Origin of the sequence: Rhizobium sp. UBA1881 (genome assembly GCF_002338015.1) — a bacterium.
Classification (GTDB): Bacteria; Pseudomonadota; Alphaproteobacteria; order Rhizobiales; family Rhizobiaceae; genus Rhizobium.
The window spans coordinates 260,842-276,937 of the sequence record NZ_DDHH01000057.1; the positions used below are offsets into that span (position 1 = coordinate 260,842).

Sequence of the window (16,096 nt, forward strand, 5' to 3'; positions counted from 1 at the left end):
CGTTGCATATATGCTAAAATTCGGGCTTTAATTTTTGAAGCAGGAGATTTTACGCGTGGGATAGGCGCTATTAATTTCTGTTCAGAAATATCTTGCGGCCGAGCGGCGAGTCAGCGCTATTTCATGGAGAGGAGCTGTGAATGGTTGGCATAAGGGAACTTTTCGAGGATCAAACCGCGCCGGCGGGGCGCATCGTACGCGCGATTGCGGCGATCGGATCCGCGACCGCGACACAACTGGTGAAGTCGACAGGGTTGGCGCGGTCGACCGTGTCCACGCTACTCACCGAGCTGAAAGATAGCGGCGTCGTTCTCGACGTCGATACGAAGAGCAACGGTTTTGGGCGGCCATCACAGCTTTTGTCTCTGAATCCGGCGGCGGGACGGTGCGCCGGCGTGCTCCTTGGGCTTGGCGAAATCCGCATCGCGATCTGCGACCTCGCCCACACCGTACTGTCGGATATCTGGTTCGCGATGGACACGGACTATACGCCTGAGGACGCCGCGCGATGTGTGCGGGCGAGCCTTGAGGAGCAATGTGCTCTCCTTGGTGTGGAAATGTCCGAACTGCTGGGCGTGGGGTTGGCGATTTCCGCGCCGGTTTCATATGACGGTGAAATCCTCAACGGCTCCATCTTGCCGACATGGTGCGGCACCAATATCGCCGATGTGTTTTTCGAGCAGCTCGGTTGCCCAATCCATGTCGAAAACGAGAGCCATTGCGGCGCTCTAGCGGAAATGACCTGGGGAGCGGCGGTTGGGGAAACCAACTTCGTCCTCTTCAAGTTCGACCTCGGCATCGGTGGCGCCATCGTCATCGACGGCACGGTGCAGCGCGGCGCCCATGGATATGCCGCCGAGTTCGGCCACATGTCGCTCGATCCGCGCGGACCGCTGTGTCGCTGCGGCAATCGCGGCTGTCTCGAGACCTTCGCTGGCGGCTTCCAGTTGCTGAGATATGCCGAGCAATCCTTGCGTGAGCCCGTCAGCATCGAACAGTTTGTCGAACGCGCGCGCAATGGCGATCCAGGATATGCGCGACTTGTCGATGACGCGGCCGAGATGGCGGGCTGGGGAATGGGGATTGCCTTCACCATCCTCAATCCCCCCTTGTTCATCATCGCAGGCAAGCTGGCCGAGGTTGGCGAGAGTTTTATCGGTGGACTCGAGCGAAGTTTCGCCCGCCACTCCGTCGCGCCGCCCGCGCACTCGCCGGAAAAGCGCAAGCCTCGCTTCGTCGTCGGCACGTTCCGGGGCAACGACGACACGGTCATGGGCGCGGTGGCGCTCGTGTTGCGGCAACACGGACGCATCACCAACGAAGCGTCGCCTGTATCCTGAGTGCCGAATCGGCAGTTTGGAGGAGGCCTATTCCGACGTCAGGGCGTTTCGGATGCTCGATATGACCATGGTGGCGGACGCCGCTCCGGGGTCTATATGGCCGAGAGATCGCTCGCCGAGCCGCGCGGAGCGCCCCTTGCTGGCAACCATATCCTTGGTCGAATCGCGTCCCTGTTCGGCCGCTTCCAGTGCCTGTGAAAAGCATTGTCGCAAACCGTCTCCGCGTGCCCTGGCCTCCTCGCAGGCCGCTGCGGCCGGTGCCCAGGCATCCACCATCGTCTTTTCGCCGATCTCGGCCTTGCCGCGGTCTTGGATGCCCCTGGCAAGGGCGGCGAAGACATCGAGCAGATCTTCGTCGCCAAGTGTCGCCTTGCCTTTCACTGCTGTGCCAGCCCGCATGAAGGCGGTTGCGTAAAGCGGGCCGGAGGAGGCACCGACAGCATTCAGGAACGCCTTGGCAGCCGTGTTGAACAGCGTCGTCGGATTTGTATCGGCAGGGTCAAGTGCGTCGGTGGCTTTGGCTGCAGCGGTAAAACCGAGCTCCATTGCGATCCCGTGATCAGCGTCGCCAATGACGCCGTCCAGCTGGCACAGATTGTCCCGCTCTGCGGTCATCACGTCGGCGATATCCTGGAAGAGGCGCTGAAGGTCCTTCGTCGTCATCTCACCCATCAGATCGCCTTCCCGCTGCGAAACATTGCGCAATCGCATGGATGATCGATCAGTGCCTGCAATTCGTCATCGAGCGCCATGAGCGTGATTGATGCACCAGCCATTTCGAGAGAGGTGCAATAGTTGCCGACGAGCGAGGTGTGAATGACAAGACCAGCCTCGTCCAGCCGCGCCTTCACCCGGCGCATTATGATGTAGAGTTCCATCAGCGGCGTGGAGCCGAGCGAGTTGATCAGGACGGCCAAGCGAGTTCCCGGCGCGATAGTTGCATCCTTCAAGATCGCATCGAGCAGTTCGTCGGTGACAGCGTCGGCCGGCCTCAGCGTTTCGCGCGAGACGCCGGGCTCACCATGGATGCCCATGCCGACTTCCATCTCATCGCCGCCGATCTCGAAATTGGGCCGCAACGTCTGCGGCAGCGAGCAGGGGGATAGGGCGACACCCATGGTAAAAGTGTGGTCGTTGGCCTTGCGCGCGACACGCTCGACCTCGTCAAACGAGTACATGAGATCACAGGCAGCACCGGCCGCCTTGAAGACGAAGACGTTGCCCGCGACGCCACGGCGCTTTTCTCGCTGGTCGCGCGGTGCGGAGGCGACGTCGTCGGTAGTCACCACGGTGCGTACGTCGATATCGTCCATGGCAAGCATTTCCGCCGCCATGTCGAAGTTCATCACGTCGCCCGCGTAGTTTCCGTACATGAAGAGAATGCCTGCGCCGTGATCAACCGCCTTTGCGCATTCGATGATCGGATCGGGCGGAGGCGAGGCAAAAACGTTGCCGACAGCCGCAGCATCCGCCAGCCCCTTGCCAACGAAACCGAGGAAGCTCGGTTCATGGCCGGAGCCGCCGCCAATCACCAGCCCCACCTTGCCATCGCGCGGGCCGCGCTTCGCAACGATCGATCGCGGCGATCCGTCGATGGCGTAGAGATGGTCAGGATGCGCCGCGAGGATGCCCTCGAGCATTTCATCGACCGCCGCGCCGCCGTCATTGATAAGCTTTTTGGTCTTCACGCTGGTCCTCCCGATTGACGCGTCTGGAAGGCTATAGCTACGCCTTCCAGACGCAAGATCAATCCGAAAGCGCGACGGAGGTCGTCTGATATGGGGAAAGAGTGAGCACGCCGCCCATCAACGCGTCGGAGAGCCGGAGCGATCCGAGATCAACCTCCTGGTCTCGGCCGGTGATGTTGACGATCCAGAGTGTTGCGCGCGTCGCCGCCTTCGTCGCGAACGCCAGAACGCGCGAGGGGTTGGAAGACAGGCACTCCCTCCACTCGGTGCCGGCGAGACCGGCGAGCGTCTTGACCGCGTTGAAGAGCGGGCGGCGTCCATCGGCGGTGAAGGGCTCATCCTGTCCGGCAAGGAGGCCGAAACTTCCGGTCACAGCCGAGAGAGTCAGGCATTCCAGCTCGGCGTCCAGCACCTTTGCCACATAGGCCATCGCAAAGGCTTGCGCGAAAAGAGCGTTGTGACGCGGATCGGTGTTGGCCATCGGTATCCGGCCGCCCGTCGGGTTGTCCATCGTTCGGCTTCCGTAAGGATTCTGCCGCATGGGAATTGTCGATGGGCCGATGCGATAAGGCTTGTCGCCATAGATTGCGCGGACCGATCGCGTGATGAAGGGCAGGGCCTCCAATGTCTGCATGACGCTGAGGTCATCGGCGGCATGGACGATCGGGTTGGTGCAATGGCTGATGAAGGAAAGCGGAGCGGAAGGCACACGCTTGCGGTTGAGCTCGGTGAAATAGCTGAGCATGCCGCCGCCGATGCGGATATCCGGGAATGCCGCATGCGCGGCGTCGTAGACATCTTCGAGCGACGGGCATTCCGGCCACTTGCTGCCCGGCGGAGTGGATTGGCGATCGACCGATGGCGAGATGATGATCGCGTCCGGCTTGAAGCCGGCATCGCGCATCTGAGTTGCGATCAGCGTCGTTTCTTCAAGGAGCAACTGCTTGCACGGCAGCGCGATCTCGAGCGTTGATGTGCCGGGATGAAGCCCGGCCACCTCGGCGAAGCGCTTGAAGGCTTCCGCACCATGTCCGGCCGCAGGGTCGAAATGAAAGAGCAGTTCCTGTGGCTTGATCTCGCCAAGCACGGCGCTCGCCGTGACTACGGCGCCCGCTTCTTCCTGCGTTACGATCATGCCGATTGCTGGCATGCGCCCGCGACGCTCGCCGAGCGTCAGTGTCGTCAGCGACGAATGGCCATTTGTCGTCGCAGCCAATGGCTTCTGGCGCTTGTCGGCAATATCGAGGACGATGCGCTGCTTGACCGTTTCACCGGCCGGTATCTGGTAGGGCCAGGGCAAAGCGAGCGGGCGCACATAGGTCTTGTAGGAGGCATCCGACCAGTTGCGCTGGTCTTCCATCTCGAAGACATCGCCTTCCATGCCGCACCGCGCCGTCACGTTGGTCATGACGGTGTGGGTGATCGCGCTCATGTTCATGAACGGCTGCCACGGCTCGATCTGGTCAGGGAACCGCGTCTCGACGCGCTGTCCGTCGGCATGCTCGACGGTGACGGGCGCGCCGGCAACGCCGACGATCGGGTGAAGAATGCAGAAACCGCAGCGGTTCGTCTCAAAGCTTGTGTCGGAGATCGCATCGGCCTCAAAAAACAGAGGCGAGCCGGCTTGCGCCGAGATGCGCACGCCGATCGACAGCTCGGTCGCATTCGTTCCCTTGCAAAGGGCGGTGTAGCGGACCGAAAAGGCATCGTCTCCCTGCTCAATGGTCAGGTCGGCGATTTCGGGGGCGTAGGTGCCCCAATCACGATCGCGCACGAGATAGGAGACGGCGCGCAGTACCTCCACACCGTCATAGGCGATCGTGCGCAGATTGCCGTCGCTGAGATCAGCGGTCAGCCTGCCCGCGGTGAGACGGACAGGCTCCTGCTCAACCGCATGCGTTCCGTAGATCCGGAAGCCGTCTGAAGGCGTGCTCATCGCAGCATCGCCTTGACATCGACCGTCTGGCCGCTGGCGGCGCTGTCATAAGCTGCCTCGACGAGCGCGAAGGTCTTGAGGTTGTCGGCGCCCGAGGTCGAGGTTTCGCCGCCGGAGGCTAGGCGCTCGGCCCAGTGCTGCTGGATGGCGTAGACGCTTTCCTGGATATTGTGCCAGGGGCGCGATGCCCAGGAGAGCAGCGTCGGCGACACGTCAGAGATCTCGGTGCCGTTCTTGCCTGTTACTTCGAGCTTGTAGCCCTGCGACAGGCGGATGCTGCCTTCGGTGCCGTCGAGTTCGATCAGCGTCTCGGGGAAAGGCTCGGTCGAGAGCTTGGAGGCATAGCTGACATCGACGATCGAGGTCGCGCCGCCTTCGTGGTCGAGCAGGATGGTGGCGACGTCCTCGCCCTTGATCTTCGGGTTGACCCGCTTCGTGCGGGCGCTGAGCGCTGCCACGTCGCCCAGGATATAGCGGGCGATATCGAGCGTATGGATGCCGAGATCTTCGATGATGAAGCGCTCGCCCTCAGCCAGATAGGGCTGACCCGAAAAGACGTCGTAGCCCGAACGGAACGAGAAGCGGCCCCAGAAAGGCTGGCCGATGGCGCCGGATTCCAGAACCTTCTTCACGGCCTGGATCGGCGTCTGCCAGCGGAAGTTCTCGTGCACCATCAGGGGCAGCCCGGCATCGGCGCAAACCTTGACCATGGCCTTGGCGTCGTCGAGTGTCTTTGCGAATGGCTTCTGGCAGATCGCCGGCACATTGTGCGCGGCGGCCATCTCGACCAAAGCGCGGTGGCTCTGGACGGTGGTGGCGATGTCGACGAAATCGAAGCCGCCATCGGCGAACATCTGGGCCGCATCGCTATAGCGCCTGTCGATGCCGAACTGGTCGCCGACGATTTTCAGCCGCTCGGGGTCGCGATCGCAGATCGCCACGATCGAAGCCCCGGCAACGTCCTGCCACGCATGCATCTGGTTGACCGCGAAAAAGCCGCAGCCGATGAGTGCGCCATTCAATTCCGTCATTGCTTATCCTGCCTTTGCCATTTGCATGAGAGTCACGCGCTGTTGCAGACGGCGCTGCGCCTGATCCACCACAACCGCGATAATAATGACCAGCCCCTTGATGACCATCTGCCAGAAGGACGATACGCCCATCATGACCAATCCGTCGGACAGGATACCGATGACGAAGGCGCCGATGATCGTGCCGCCGATCGTGCCGCGTCCCCCCGACATCGAGGTGCCTCCGAGGACCGCCGCGGCGATCGCGTTGAGCTCGAAGCTTTCGCCGGTGGCCGGATGCGAGGCCATCAGTTCGGACGAGATGATGAGGCCGACGATCGCCGCGCACAGGCCCGAGAACATGTAGACGAAGATCTTCACCACATCGACCCGGATGCCGGACATGCGCGCTGCACGCTCGTTGCCGCCGACGGCGAAGATATGCCGGCCGATCGGCGTCGAGCGCGCCACGTAGGCGGCAATTAGGGCGAGCACGATCAGAATCCAGATCGAGACTGGCAGGCCCAGCATGCGGCCGGCGCCGAAGACGTCGAAGCCCGTCGTCATGTATTCCGGCTTGCCCACGAGATTGGGGAAGGTCTGACCGTCGGAGGAGAGCAGCGCGAGGCCGCGTGCGATATAAAGCGTGCCGAGCGTCGCGATGAACGGCGCGACGTTGAGCTTGGTGATCAACAAGCCGTTGATCAGGCCGATCGCCAGGCCGACGGCCAGCGTAATCAGCACGATCTCATAGATGTTGAAGAAGATCGTGTAGCCGATCGGCAGTTCCACGCCGTTGAGGATCAAGGCGCCGGCGACCATGCCGCACAGGCCGACGATCGAGCCGACCGAAAGGTCGATGCCGCCGGTGATGATGACGAAGGTCATGCCCATGGCGAGGAACGCGTTGAGCGCGACGTGCTTCGACATCAAGATCATGTTGGCCGTGGATGTGAAATTCGGCGCGAAGATCGCGAAGAAGATGATCACGGCAAAAAGGGCGATGAAGGTTCTGAGCTTCATCAGCGTGAGGAGAATGGAGCCGCTCGACCGCTTGGCCCCGAATGTGGAAGAGGTGTCCGCCGTCATGACGCGAGCTTTCCTTGGTGTCCGTGACCTTTGGCAGATGCCGCGATGATAGCCTCTTCCGTTGCTTCGCTTCTGTCGAAGACGGCGACCAGCTTGCCGTTGCTGAGAACGGCGATGCGGTCGGAAAGGGCCATGACCTCTTCAAGGTCTGAGGTTGAAAACAAAATTGCAAGGCCCTTGGCGGCCAGTCTGCGCATGGTGCGGAACACGTCCGCCTTGGCGCCGACATCGATGCCGCGGCTGGGCTCGTCCATCAGGAGAACCTTCGGGTTGGTCATCAGTGCCTTACCGATAACCACTTTCTGCTGGTTGCCGCCGGACATCGAGGTGACTTCGAATTCCGGGTTTGGCGCTTTTATGGAAAGATCGCGGATCATGTCGTTGATGCCCTGCCTTTCGGCGCCTGCCTTGATATGAAAGATCCGCGTGAAGTGATCGAGGCTGGCGAGCGTCAGATTGCTGGCGATGGAGAGCACCTGCACCAGCCCTTCGCGCTGACGATCCTCGGGGATGAGGGCAAGCCCTTTCCTGATCCGCCCCGTCGTATCCTGCGCGCGTACTTCCTGACCGTCGATGAAGATCTTGCCGGTTGAGTGCTTGTGGCGGCCGATTACGCATTCGAAGAACTCGCTGCGTCCCGCGCCCATCAGGCCGTAGATACCGAGGATCTCGCCCGCGCGGACTGAAAGCGAGACGTGATCGACGGCCAGACCGCCGGTCCTGCGCGGCAGGCTGATCTCCTCGGCGCGAAAGGCTTCCGGTCCGAGCTCATGGTCGGCTGCCTTGGCGAAATCCTTGGCATCCGAGCCGATCATCGAGCGGACGATCCACTTGGTGTCGATGTCGCGGACCATCGCATGGCCGGTGATCTGGCCATCTCGTAGCACGGTGATGTAATCGCCGATCCGCATCAGCTCTTCCAGCCGGTGCGAGATATAGACGATGGCGACACCCTGCGCCTTCAGTTCGGCGATGACCTTGAACAGGATTTCGACCTCGGCGGCCGATAGCGCCGATGTCGGCTCGTCCATGATCAGGATGCGGGCGTTGAGCGACATCGCCTTGGCAATTTCGACAAGCTGCTGCTGGCCGATCGGCAGGTCCTCGACCATGGTTTCGGCATTGATGCCGGCATCCAGGCGCTTCAGAAAGGCGTTTGCCTTTTCGATCTGCGCCTTGTGATCGATGCCGCGAATGCCGCGGGTGATCTCGCGGGTGGCGAAGATATTTTCGGCCACCGTCATGTTGGCGAAGAGGTTGAGCTCCTGGAAGATCATGCCAATACCGTGCGCCTGGGCGTCGGCAGGGCTGTCGAAGGAGACCGTTTCGCCATCGAGGACGATGCGTCCAAGCGTTGGCCGCTCGACGCCGGCGATGATCTTCATCAGCGTCGACTTTCCAGCGCCGTTCTCGCCGACCAGCACGTTGACCGCGCCGCGCCGGAGCTCGAGGTCGGCGCGCTTGACGGCCACGATGCCGGAATAAACCTTGGACACCTCTTCGAGGCGCAGGATAACGTCGTGTTCGATCGTTTCGCTCATCACTACGGCCCTTCCGTCAGTTCGGCCGGGGTCACCAGCGGCAACTGGCCGGATGACGGCAGCGGGAAGGCGCCGGTGACCGTGACGGTCTTGCCAGTCAGGCCGTCGCGCGGCAGGGGCCCCAGGAGCGCGGCATTGATCTTCTCGTTGAACGCCTTGCCGAACTGGGCCCACTCGATCTGGTTCTTGAATTCGTTGAAATTGACGAACTCAAGCGTATCGCGCAGCGCCGTTCCGCGCACCGCGGGGCCAATCTGCACCTTGGCGTCGGCCTTTCCATCGCCATCGGCGTCCAGATCGATCGTGGCGGCGCGCGACGCGGTATCGGCGGCGACAACCTTGCCGCTCAGCTTGACCGCATAGGTCCAGGGCGCACTCGCCTGCTTGCGGGGATTGCCGTATTTCTCGCCGGCCTGATCCGGGCTGGAGGCAGCAAGCGCCACGACGTCCTTCAAATCGCCGGCCCGCTTTTGCAGATAAGGAATTGCCTGCGACTGCCAGATGGCCTCGACCTTTGCCGCGGGATCGAAGGCGCTCTTTGCGGTTTCCGCTGCCTTTTCTTCCGCCGTCGGCGTTTTGATGATTTTGCAGCCCGGCAGTGCCATCGCAAGCAATGCGATCACAACCGCGCTTCTGACCCTCGCCATCCACGAAACTCCAATCTTATGGAATAGGATAAGAAACGAAGAGCGCGGATGATCGCGCTCTTCGCCAGTGGTCTCAAGCTGTCGTTACTTGGCGATCGCGAAGGTTTCGAGCTTGGAGGCGTTGTCGGCGTTGATGAGAATGCAATCCATCAACTGCTTCTCTTCCTTGGGAAGAGTCTTGTTCTTGATGTAGGCGTCGGCCTGTTCGACAGCCATCTGCGCCTGTGCGTAGGCAGGCTGCAGAACGGTGGCCTTGATGCCGCCGGACTTGATGGAGTCGCGGACGTCGTTGGAGCCATCGAAGCCGACGACGATCACGTCCTTGCGGCCGGCGGCCTGGAGAGCGGCGATCGCGCCCATGGCCATCGTGTCGTTGCCGGAGATGACGCCCTGGATATCCGGGTTCGCCTGCAGGATGGTTTCCATCTTGGCGTAGGCTTCCGTCTGGCTCCAGTTGGCCGACTGCTTGGCGACCGACTTCAGATCCGGATAGTCGTCGATGACGTCATGGTAGCCCTGCGAGCGGATGCCGGCATTGGTGTCGGATTCCTTGCCGACGAGCTCGACATAATTGCCCTTCTCGCCCATCAGCTTGACGAATTCCTGCGCGCCCAGCTGGGCGCCCTGGTAGTTGTTGGAAACGATCTGCGCGGCGGCAACGCCCGTGGCGTTGATTTCGCGGTCGATGAGGAAGGACGGAATGCCCGCGTCCTTGGCCTTCTTGACGGCGGCAACGGTCGCATCAGCGCCGGCGTTGTCGAGAATGATGGCCTTCGCACCGCGACCGATGGCGGTGTCGATCATCTGGGATTGCTTGTTGGCGTCGTCGTCATGGGTCATGACGAGCGCTTCATAGCCCAGTTCCTTCGCCTTGGCTTCAGCACCTACGGCTTCAGCCTTGAAGAACGGGTTGTCGTGTGCGGGGGTTATGATGGCGATCAGGTCCGCGGAAAAAGCGGGCATGGCAACGCCAAATGCGAGCGCGCTGGCAATGGCAGCGACGGTCAGTCTACGTGTCAGTCTCATTGGTTTCCTCCCAAAAGAAGCCCTGTTCCCAGCAGGGCGGTGAAAGGGGAGGGGTTGCCCCCTCCCGGGATCGGTATCAGGTGATACGCTTGATGCTATCAGCGATCTCCTGCGGTTCGAACACGCGCTTCCAATCGTCCTTCATCAGGGCGGGAATGCCGAATTCGATAGCCTTGTTGCAAGCGTCCGAGAACACGCCCTGGACTTCGCCGAAGATGACGGCGCCGAGAACGTTCAGGTGGCCGAGCAGGAAGTCGCGGGCAGCTTCTTCCGGAACGCCGCGTGCGACGCACTCATCCATGGCCTGCTTCATGACGACGAGCAGCGAAGCGGCAACGGTCTCGGAGAGACCCGGCTCCAGCATCGCCATCTGCTCGACGGTGACGCGGTGCGAGCGCATGACCGGTGCCCAGATCGTCTTGGCGATTTCTTCGCCGACGGCGTAGGCTTCTTCCGGACCCTGCATGAGAGCCGAAACGATGTGCTGCTTAGCGAAGAGGCCGCCGAAGTGGTCCTTCTTGGCCTGCATGTCGGTTTCGTCATTGAAGATCGGCGGATGGCACGGATGCGTGACGAAATACGTCAGATCAGGACGCTCCGGGAAGTGGCCAGCGAATGGCGCGGCAGCGTCAAGCGCAACAACCATGGTGCCGGCCTTGAGCTTGTCGTTGATGCTGGCGGCAACCTTGCCGATATGCGTGTCCGGAACGGCCAGGATGACGACGTCGACGCCATCAAGCGCTGCGTCTACGTCCACGGTCGAAAGGCCGAGGTCGTCCTTCAGGCGTGCCTTGCCGACATCGCTGATTTCGACGTGGCGAACGTCGTAGCGCGAACCCTTGAGGTTCTTTGCAAGCCGGTAGCCCATTTTGCCGCCGGCGCCGAACAGAGCAATGGAAGTCATGTTTCCTCACTTCGTGTTTTGCTGGAATTGTTAACGTTGCTGGTATGATGAGTCAATCACCACCCCAGAATAAGTATTACTTAACCGCGTCGAGCCTGTTGATGGCGTCGACGTTGCTTGCCGAAGCGCCCTTCGGGTCGAATTCGGAGGCGAGCCAGGTGTCGACGATCGACTTGGCAAGTTCCGGACCGATCACGCGTGCGCCCATCGTGATGATCTGTGCATTGTTGGACTTCGCGGCGCGCTCGGCCGAGTAGGTGTCGTGCGTCAGCGCGGCGCGGATGCCCGGAACCTTGTTGGCCGAGATCGAAACGCCAATGCCGGTGCCGCAGATGAGAATACCGCGCTCATGTTGGCCGTCGACGATGGTCTGCGCGAGGTTCTGCGACAGGTCGGCATAAAAGCCGGCCTGGCTGAGATCGTGCACTTCGAGGCCCGCCTTGGTGGCGAGGTGGGCGGCGATCACGTCAAGCAATGGCTTGCCGGCGCTATCCGCTCCGATGGCGATTTTCATGGTCCGTGTCCTTTCAATCATTCGGGGGCTGGATGAATGGAATTGGTGGCTGCGATCAGATGACCGCGGCAACGCGCTTCAGAATGTCGAGATAGCCTTCGACGGCCCAGGCAGAGCGACCGATGAAAAGGCCGTCGATGTGCGGTTGCGTAATCAGCTCCTCGCAATTGCCTGGATTGACGCTGCCGCCGTAGAGAACCGGAACCGCCCGACCGAGCACCTTGGCAGCCACATCGGCGATGCGCGCGTGGCGTTCGTCGGCATAGTCGGCGGTGGCTGGAATGCCGTTGACGCCAATCGCCCATACCGGTTCGTAGGCAAGAAGAATTTCCGCGTCCTTGCCTGATGTGGTCACGCGCGCCAGCGCGCCCTCAACCTGCCGCTTCAGCACCGCGTCGGCATCACCAGCGTTGCGCTCGGCAAGCGTCTCACCGATGCAGATCAGCGGGATCAGGCCGTGCTTGACGGCGCTTTCGACCTTCAGGCCGACGGTTTCGTCAGTCTCGCCGAAGTGCTCGCGACGCTCGGAGTGGCCGAGCTCGACGATGTCGAGGTTGCAATCATTCAGCATCGGAGCCGAGATTTCGCCGGTCCAGGCGCCGGCGGCGTCCCAATGCATGTTCTGCGCGCCGACCTTCACCGAGCTGTCGGCGAGAGCGTTCTTGACCTCGCGCACCGCCGTGAAGGGCGGGATGACGAAGCGCTGGATGTCCGCGTGGCGATCGCCATCGGCGACTGCCAGCTTTTCGGCAAAGGACAGAGCCTCGCCAAGCGTCTTGTTCATCTTGAAGCTAGTGCCAACCCAGTAGCGCATGTTCAAGCCCTCCGTCCGTCGCGGATCTGTGCGAAATAGCCGTCGGTTCCGACCTGGCCGCCCTTGAGCGCGATCTGCAGTCCGTTGGTCGGCGCGTAGTTGCCGTGCGCGGTGCAGAGTGGCGAGCCGGGGGTCTGCGGCAGTGGCAGCAAGGTCGTCAGAGCGTCCACACGCAGTTCCTGCAGCGCGTGGCTCGACGTGTCGCCGCCGGCAATGACCGCGCGGGGCAGCTTTTCGGTTTCGATCAACCGGCGCAGGATCGTGCCGAGAGCTGAGCCGAGGCGATGGCGGGATCCGGGAATACGATCGATATCGGTTCCCTTGTCTGACGATGAGCCGAGCGCCGTGTGCAGGATGACGCTGCGGCCTTCCTTCAGGCGCTGGACGCCCTCAGTGACAGCCGTTTCGATGGCGCGGTCACCGCTTTCGCCGACGAGATCGAGCGGATCGACGGCTATGCCGTCAAAGCCGTTTTCCGTTGCGTTGCGGATCTGCCGTTCGGTGGTTGGCGAGACGCTTCCGGACACGACGGCAAGGCGATCGACCTTGCCGGGCTCGGCGAAGGTTGTCGGTTCGCCAAGCAGCCCTTCGGCCTTCCATGCCTGCAGCAATGCGTATTCGACGCCTGACGAGCCGGCTGTGAACAGGCCGCCGTCGCGCTTGGCCCGCCAGACCTGACGGCCGGCGAGAGCCTGCGACTGGGCGCTGTCCACGTCGATCAGCAGGATGCCATCGAGGTCCGCGATCGTCTTGTCGATGCGCTGGTCGGCATCGGGCGCCGCCGTGGTGACGAGATCGGCGAGCGCTACGGGCAGTGCCGTCTGTTTTGCCAGATGCAGCGTCAGGTCGGCTTCGGCCATCGGCGTCACCGGATGACGGCTCATGACGGGATGGCGATCGATACGATAGTAGCGATCCTGGTAGGCGGCGAAGAGATTGCCGAAAGCGGTGAAGCGCTTCAGCTGCGGCGCGCCGACGACCACAGGCACGACCGGCTGGCCATAGAGTGCCTTGCCGATTTCGATCGCCTTGCCGATGTTGCCAACCGCAGGGCTGGAATCGAAGGTCGAGCAGACCTTGTAATGGCAGATGTCGGCATCGAGCGCCTTCAGCCATTCAAAGATCGCCGGCAGATGCTTTTCCATCCACTCCGGCGTTTCGCTGCGGCTGGTGCCGGCAATGCCGAAGGCGCGGTAATCGGCGAAACGCTTTGCCGTCTCGGTGCTGGGGATGCCGAGGAAGAGCACGGTCGGCACGCCGTTGGAGGCGAGCGCTTCCATGACGTCGGCGGAACCGGTGAAATCGTCACCGTAATAGGTAAGCAGAGGTTTGGTCATGGTCTCAAGCTGCCTTGCCGTCGCCGAACTTCGCGATCGAGGCCGCGAGTTCCGGGTGATCCTTGGCGTATTCGTCGAGCGGGATGTCGGCGACCGCCGCCTGCCAGGCCTGCTGCACGGCGCGTACGCCGGCCGCCGGGCCACCAGGATGGCTGACGATCCCGCCGCCGCATAGATAGAGCAGGTCGGTAGTGCGGCCGGTGCGGTTATAGGTGTCCGGCGCCTGGCCACCCCACTGACCGGAGCCAGCGACTGGCAGCGGGCAGTCGGCCTTGCTGAACAGCGGCGTGCTGACGGCCTTGAAGGATTCGACGAAGCTCTCGTCCGGCTCCCAATACTTGATGCGGATGCCGTTGATCTGGAACTGGTCAACACCGAGCAGGCGCCAGAACTGCTGGTAGACCTTGAAGTCGAGACCGGCGCCCGGATCGCGGGTCAGGATGTCCCAACCGTTGCGATGGGCATGCAGCACGAGGCCCGAACGTTTGCGCAGGAAGCTCATGCCGCCGAAGCCGATCGAATTGATGTTGACGACGGCGCAGTTGCCGCCGGCCTTAAGGACGAGATCGTGATTGCGCATCATCTCGTCTGGATCGGCATGCGAGATGCCGAAGGCGTACATGACCTTCTTGCCGGTCTTCTGCTCGTGATCGAGGATCTTTGGCATGATGGCCGCGACGCGCTCCTTGAGCGGCGAATAGGCCGGGCTCATCAGCTTTTCGTCGTCCTTGATGAAATCGACGCCGGACTCGATGAGTTCGCCGACAAGTTCCGCCGTCTCATGCGGGCGCAGGCCGAGCGCCGGTTTGACGATCGTGCCGATGATCGGCCGACCTTCGACGCCGGTCAGCCGGCGGCTGCCGGGCAGGCCGAATTGCGGGCCGGGGTGGGCGGTGGCGAAGGCCTCAGGCAGCTTCATGTCGACGATGCGGATGCCGCTCATGCCCTTGATCGAGAATACGCCGCCGATGGCAATGGTCATCAAGGCGGAGAGATCCGTACCGATCGCGTCCATCGGGAAGGCGATATCGGCATCGGCGCGGTGGATGGGGCCGCTGCCGGGTGCAACTTCCGGCCAGGTCGGGTATTCCGCATCGGGCAGGTGGCGAATGGCGATAACACGTGCCGCGACGCGTGCCTTCAGCTCTTCCGTTTCGCCGGGAACAGGGACGAACGTGCCGGTCGACTGATCGCTGGCGATCTTGGCGGCCATGGCCTCGACGTTGCCGGTCGTTTCGATGCGGTAGGTAACTGTGATCATCATGAGGTTTCGTTGCTCCTCCTGCCTAGGCCGAAAGTTTGCCATGGCGTCAACTCATGAACTGGTATAATGAGTATTCCAATTTCTGCAACGAAAATTTTTTGAAAGAGCACATACCGATTTCCGACGACGGCCTTTCGTGCCGGGACGCTAGCATGCATAAAGGAGGGATATTGTGAGCCAGCGAGACACCATGAACCAGCCAATCGAACAGATCGTGCGTCGCAAACTATCCGATGAGGTTTTCGATCGGCTGGAGAGGATGATCACCTCGGGCGAGCTTCGCCCCGGTGACGAAATGCCTTCGGAGCGGGTGCTGATGGAGCGCTTCGGGGTTGGAAGGCCTGCTATCCGCGAGGCGATGCAGTCGCTGGCCAATATGGGCCTGGTCAACATCTCGCACGGAGAGCGCGCCAAAGTTCTGCAGTTGACCGCAAGATCGATTTTCCGCCAGGTGGACCTGACGGCGAAGATCATGCTCGCGCAATCTGCCGACTCGCTCGATCACCTCAAGAGCTCACGCATCTTTTTCGAGCGCGGGATGGCGCGCGAGGCGGCGGTCAAGGCCACGCCTGCCGATATCACCGATCTTCGCGATATCATCGAGGAGCAGCGTCGCTCGCTCGGCAACGCGGAAGACTTCATCGCCGCCGATATGCAGTTCCATACGCGGATCGCGCAAATCTCGGGTAACCCGATCTTCGTTGCCGTCAGCGAGGCGATGCTGGCATGGCTGAAGGCCTATCACACAGACATGCTGATCTGGACCGGCAAGGAGAAGTTCACGCTGGTGGAGCATGAGCAGATCCTCGACTGTCTCGCTGCCAACGATGCGAATGGTGCGGAAGCGGCGATCTTGAAACACCTTGAGCGCTCTAGCGCGCTCTATACCAACCGCGACTGACGTCGCTTCCATCGGCGAATACGAAAACAGCGACCTGCCTGCCAGGCGGTCGCTGTTTTCGTTTTGAGATGCGAAAGGCCCCGAC

The 16,096-nt window shown here is 61.8% G+C and carries 15 protein-coding genes; 2 read left to right on the forward strand and 13 right to left on the reverse strand.

The window, feature by feature from the left end; translation table 11 throughout:
• The first annotated feature begins 140 nt into the window (after positions 1-140).
• A complete protein-coding gene (locus B3605_RS06585; protein ID WP_113168196.1) occupies positions 141-1,340 on the forward strand; it encodes an ROK family transcriptional regulator in 1,200 nt (399 codons plus the stop codon).
• Between the two features lie 27 nt (positions 1,341-1,367).
• On the opposite strand, the gene dhaL is transcribed toward B3605_RS06585, so the two are convergent.
• The 13 genes from dhaL to oiaX all read right to left on the reverse strand — a co-directional run bounded on the left by dhaL (position 1,368) and on the right by oiaX (position 15,110).
• Positions 1,368-2,012, reverse strand: a complete 645-nt coding sequence (gene dhaL / locus B3605_RS06590; protein ID WP_296433361.1) for a dihydroxyacetone kinase subunit DhaL — start codon at positions 2,010-2,012, stop codon at positions 1,368-1,370.
• Positions 2,012-3,028 carry a dihydroxyacetone kinase subunit DhaK gene (locus B3605_RS06595; protein WP_112943310.1) on the reverse strand — a complete coding sequence of 339 codons (1,017 nt, stop codon included), beginning with the start codon at positions 3,026-3,028 and terminating at the stop codon, positions 2,012-2,014. The genes dhaL and B3605_RS06595 overlap by 1 nt, the downstream gene beginning before the upstream one ends.
• Before the next feature lie 58 nt (positions 3,029-3,086).
• Positions 3,087-4,964 carry a D-apionate lactonase gene (gene apnL / locus B3605_RS06600; RefSeq protein ID WP_296433362.1) on the reverse strand — a complete coding sequence of 626 codons (1,878 nt, stop codon included), beginning with the start codon at positions 4,962-4,964 and terminating at the stop codon, positions 3,087-3,089.
• Entirely contained in the window at positions 4,961-5,995 is a 1,035-nt protein-coding gene (locus tag B3605_RS06605) for a Gfo/Idh/MocA family protein (RefSeq protein WP_112943308.1), read from the reverse strand. Before B3605_RS06605 ends, apnL begins: the two co-directional genes overlap by 4 nt.
• Before the next feature lie 3 nt (positions 5,996-5,998).
• Entirely contained in the window at positions 5,999-7,063 is a 1,065-nt protein-coding gene (locus tag B3605_RS06610; protein ID WP_018896822.1) for an ABC transporter permease, read from the reverse strand.
• The gene (locus tag B3605_RS06615) at positions 7,060-8,604 is read right to left on the reverse strand and encodes a sugar ABC transporter ATP-binding protein (protein ID WP_112435306.1); all 1,545 of its coding nucleotides are present in this window, start codon (positions 8,602-8,604) and stop codon (positions 7,060-7,062) included. Before B3605_RS06615 ends, B3605_RS06610 begins: the two co-directional genes overlap by 4 nt.
• 2 nt (positions 8,605-8,606) lie before the next feature.
• Positions 8,607-9,251: a DUF2291 family protein gene (locus B3605_RS06620; protein ID WP_296433363.1), complete on the reverse strand. Its 645-nt coding sequence runs from the start codon at positions 9,249-9,251 to the stop codon at positions 8,607-8,609.
• Positions 9,252-9,335: 84 nt separating this feature from the next.
• Positions 9,336-10,277 (reverse strand): D-ribose ABC transporter substrate-binding protein, encoded by a 942-nt coding sequence (locus B3605_RS06625; protein WP_296433364.1) that lies wholly within the window; start codon positions 10,275-10,277, stop codon positions 9,336-9,338.
• A 76-nt stretch (positions 10,278-10,353) separates the two neighbouring features.
• Positions 10,354-11,181: a phosphogluconate dehydrogenase C-terminal domain-containing protein gene (locus B3605_RS06630; RefSeq protein WP_112943306.1), complete on the reverse strand. Its 828-nt coding sequence runs from the start codon at positions 11,179-11,181 to the stop codon at positions 10,354-10,356.
• Positions 11,182-11,257: 76 nt separating this feature from the next.
• Positions 11,258-11,695, reverse strand: coding sequence for an RpiB/LacA/LacB family sugar-phosphate isomerase (locus B3605_RS06635; protein WP_296433365.1), 438 nt, complete (start codon positions 11,693-11,695; stop codon positions 11,258-11,260).
• Positions 11,696-11,750: 55 nt separating this feature from the next.
• A complete protein-coding gene (locus B3605_RS06640; protein ID WP_296433366.1) occupies positions 11,751-12,509 on the reverse strand; it encodes a triose-phosphate isomerase in 759 nt (252 codons plus the stop codon).
• Positions 12,510-12,511: 2 nt separating this feature from the next.
• A complete protein-coding gene (locus B3605_RS06645) occupies positions 12,512-13,846 on the reverse strand; it encodes a four-carbon acid sugar kinase family protein (protein WP_296433367.1) in 1,335 nt (444 codons plus the stop codon).
• Positions 13,847-13,850: 4 nt separating this feature from the next.
• A complete protein-coding gene (gene oiaX / locus B3605_RS06650; protein ID WP_296433368.1) occupies positions 13,851-15,110 on the reverse strand; it encodes a 3-oxo-isoapionate-4-phosphate decarboxylase OiaX in 1,260 nt (419 codons plus the stop codon).
• A gap of 190 nt (positions 15,111-15,300) precedes the next feature.
• On the opposite strand from oiaX, the gene B3605_RS06655 reads away from it, so the two are divergent.
• Positions 15,301-16,011: a transcriptional regulator NanR gene (locus tag B3605_RS06655; protein ID WP_018896831.1), complete on the forward strand. Its 711-nt coding sequence runs from the start codon at positions 15,301-15,303 to the stop codon at positions 16,009-16,011.
• The last annotated feature ends 85 nt before the right edge of the window (positions 16,012-16,096 follow it).

What these genes read in the sequence shown, in the direction of transcription:
- B3605_RS06585 (WP_113168196.1), top strand. Translation starts at nt 141, where the DNA reads ATGGTTGGCATAAGGGAACTTTTCGAGGATCAAACCGCGCCGGCGGGG.
- dhaL (WP_296433361.1), bottom strand. Translation starts at nt 2,012, where the DNA reads ATGGGTGAGATGACGACGAAGGACCTTCAGCGCCTCTTCCAGGATATC.
- apnL (WP_296433362.1), bottom strand. Translation starts at nt 4,964, where the DNA reads ATGAGCACGCCTTCAGACGGCTTCCGGATCTACGGAACGCATGCGGTT.
- B3605_RS06605 (WP_112943308.1), bottom strand. Translation starts at nt 5,995, where the DNA reads ATGACGGAATTGAATGGCGCACTCATCGGCTGCGGCTTTTTCGCGGTC.
- B3605_RS06610 (WP_018896822.1), bottom strand. Translation starts at nt 7,063, where the DNA reads ATGACGGCGGACACCTCTTCCACATTCGGGGCCAAGCGGTCGAGCGGC.
- B3605_RS06615 (WP_112435306.1), bottom strand. Translation starts at nt 8,604, where the DNA reads ATGAGCGAAACGATCGAACACGACGTTATCCTGCGCCTCGAAGAGGTG.
- B3605_RS06620 (WP_296433363.1), bottom strand. Translation starts at nt 9,251, where the DNA reads ATGGCGAGGGTCAGAAGCGCGGTTGTGATCGCATTGCTTGCGATGGCA.
- B3605_RS06625 (WP_296433364.1), bottom strand. Translation starts at nt 10,277, where the DNA reads ATGAGACTGACACGTAGACTGACCGTCGCTGCCATTGCCAGCGCGCTC.
- B3605_RS06630 (WP_112943306.1), bottom strand. Translation starts at nt 11,181, where the DNA reads ATGACTTCCATTGCTCTGTTCGGCGCCGGCGGCAAAATGGGCTACCGG.
- B3605_RS06635 (WP_296433365.1), bottom strand. Translation starts at nt 11,695, where the DNA reads ATGAAAATCGCCATCGGAGCGGATAGCGCCGGCAAGCCATTGCTTGAC.
- B3605_RS06640 (WP_296433366.1), bottom strand. Translation starts at nt 12,509, where the DNA reads ATGCGCTACTGGGTTGGCACTAGCTTCAAGATGAACAAGACGCTTGGC.
- B3605_RS06645 (WP_296433367.1), bottom strand. Translation starts at nt 13,846, where the DNA reads ATGACCAAACCTCTGCTTACCTATTACGGTGACGATTTCACCGGTTCC.
- oiaX (WP_296433368.1), bottom strand. Translation starts at nt 15,110, where the DNA reads ATGATGATCACAGTTACCTACCGCATCGAAACGACCGGCAACGTCGAG.
- B3605_RS06655 (WP_018896831.1), top strand. Translation starts at nt 15,301, where the DNA reads ATGAACCAGCCAATCGAACAGATCGTGCGTCGCAAACTATCCGATGAG.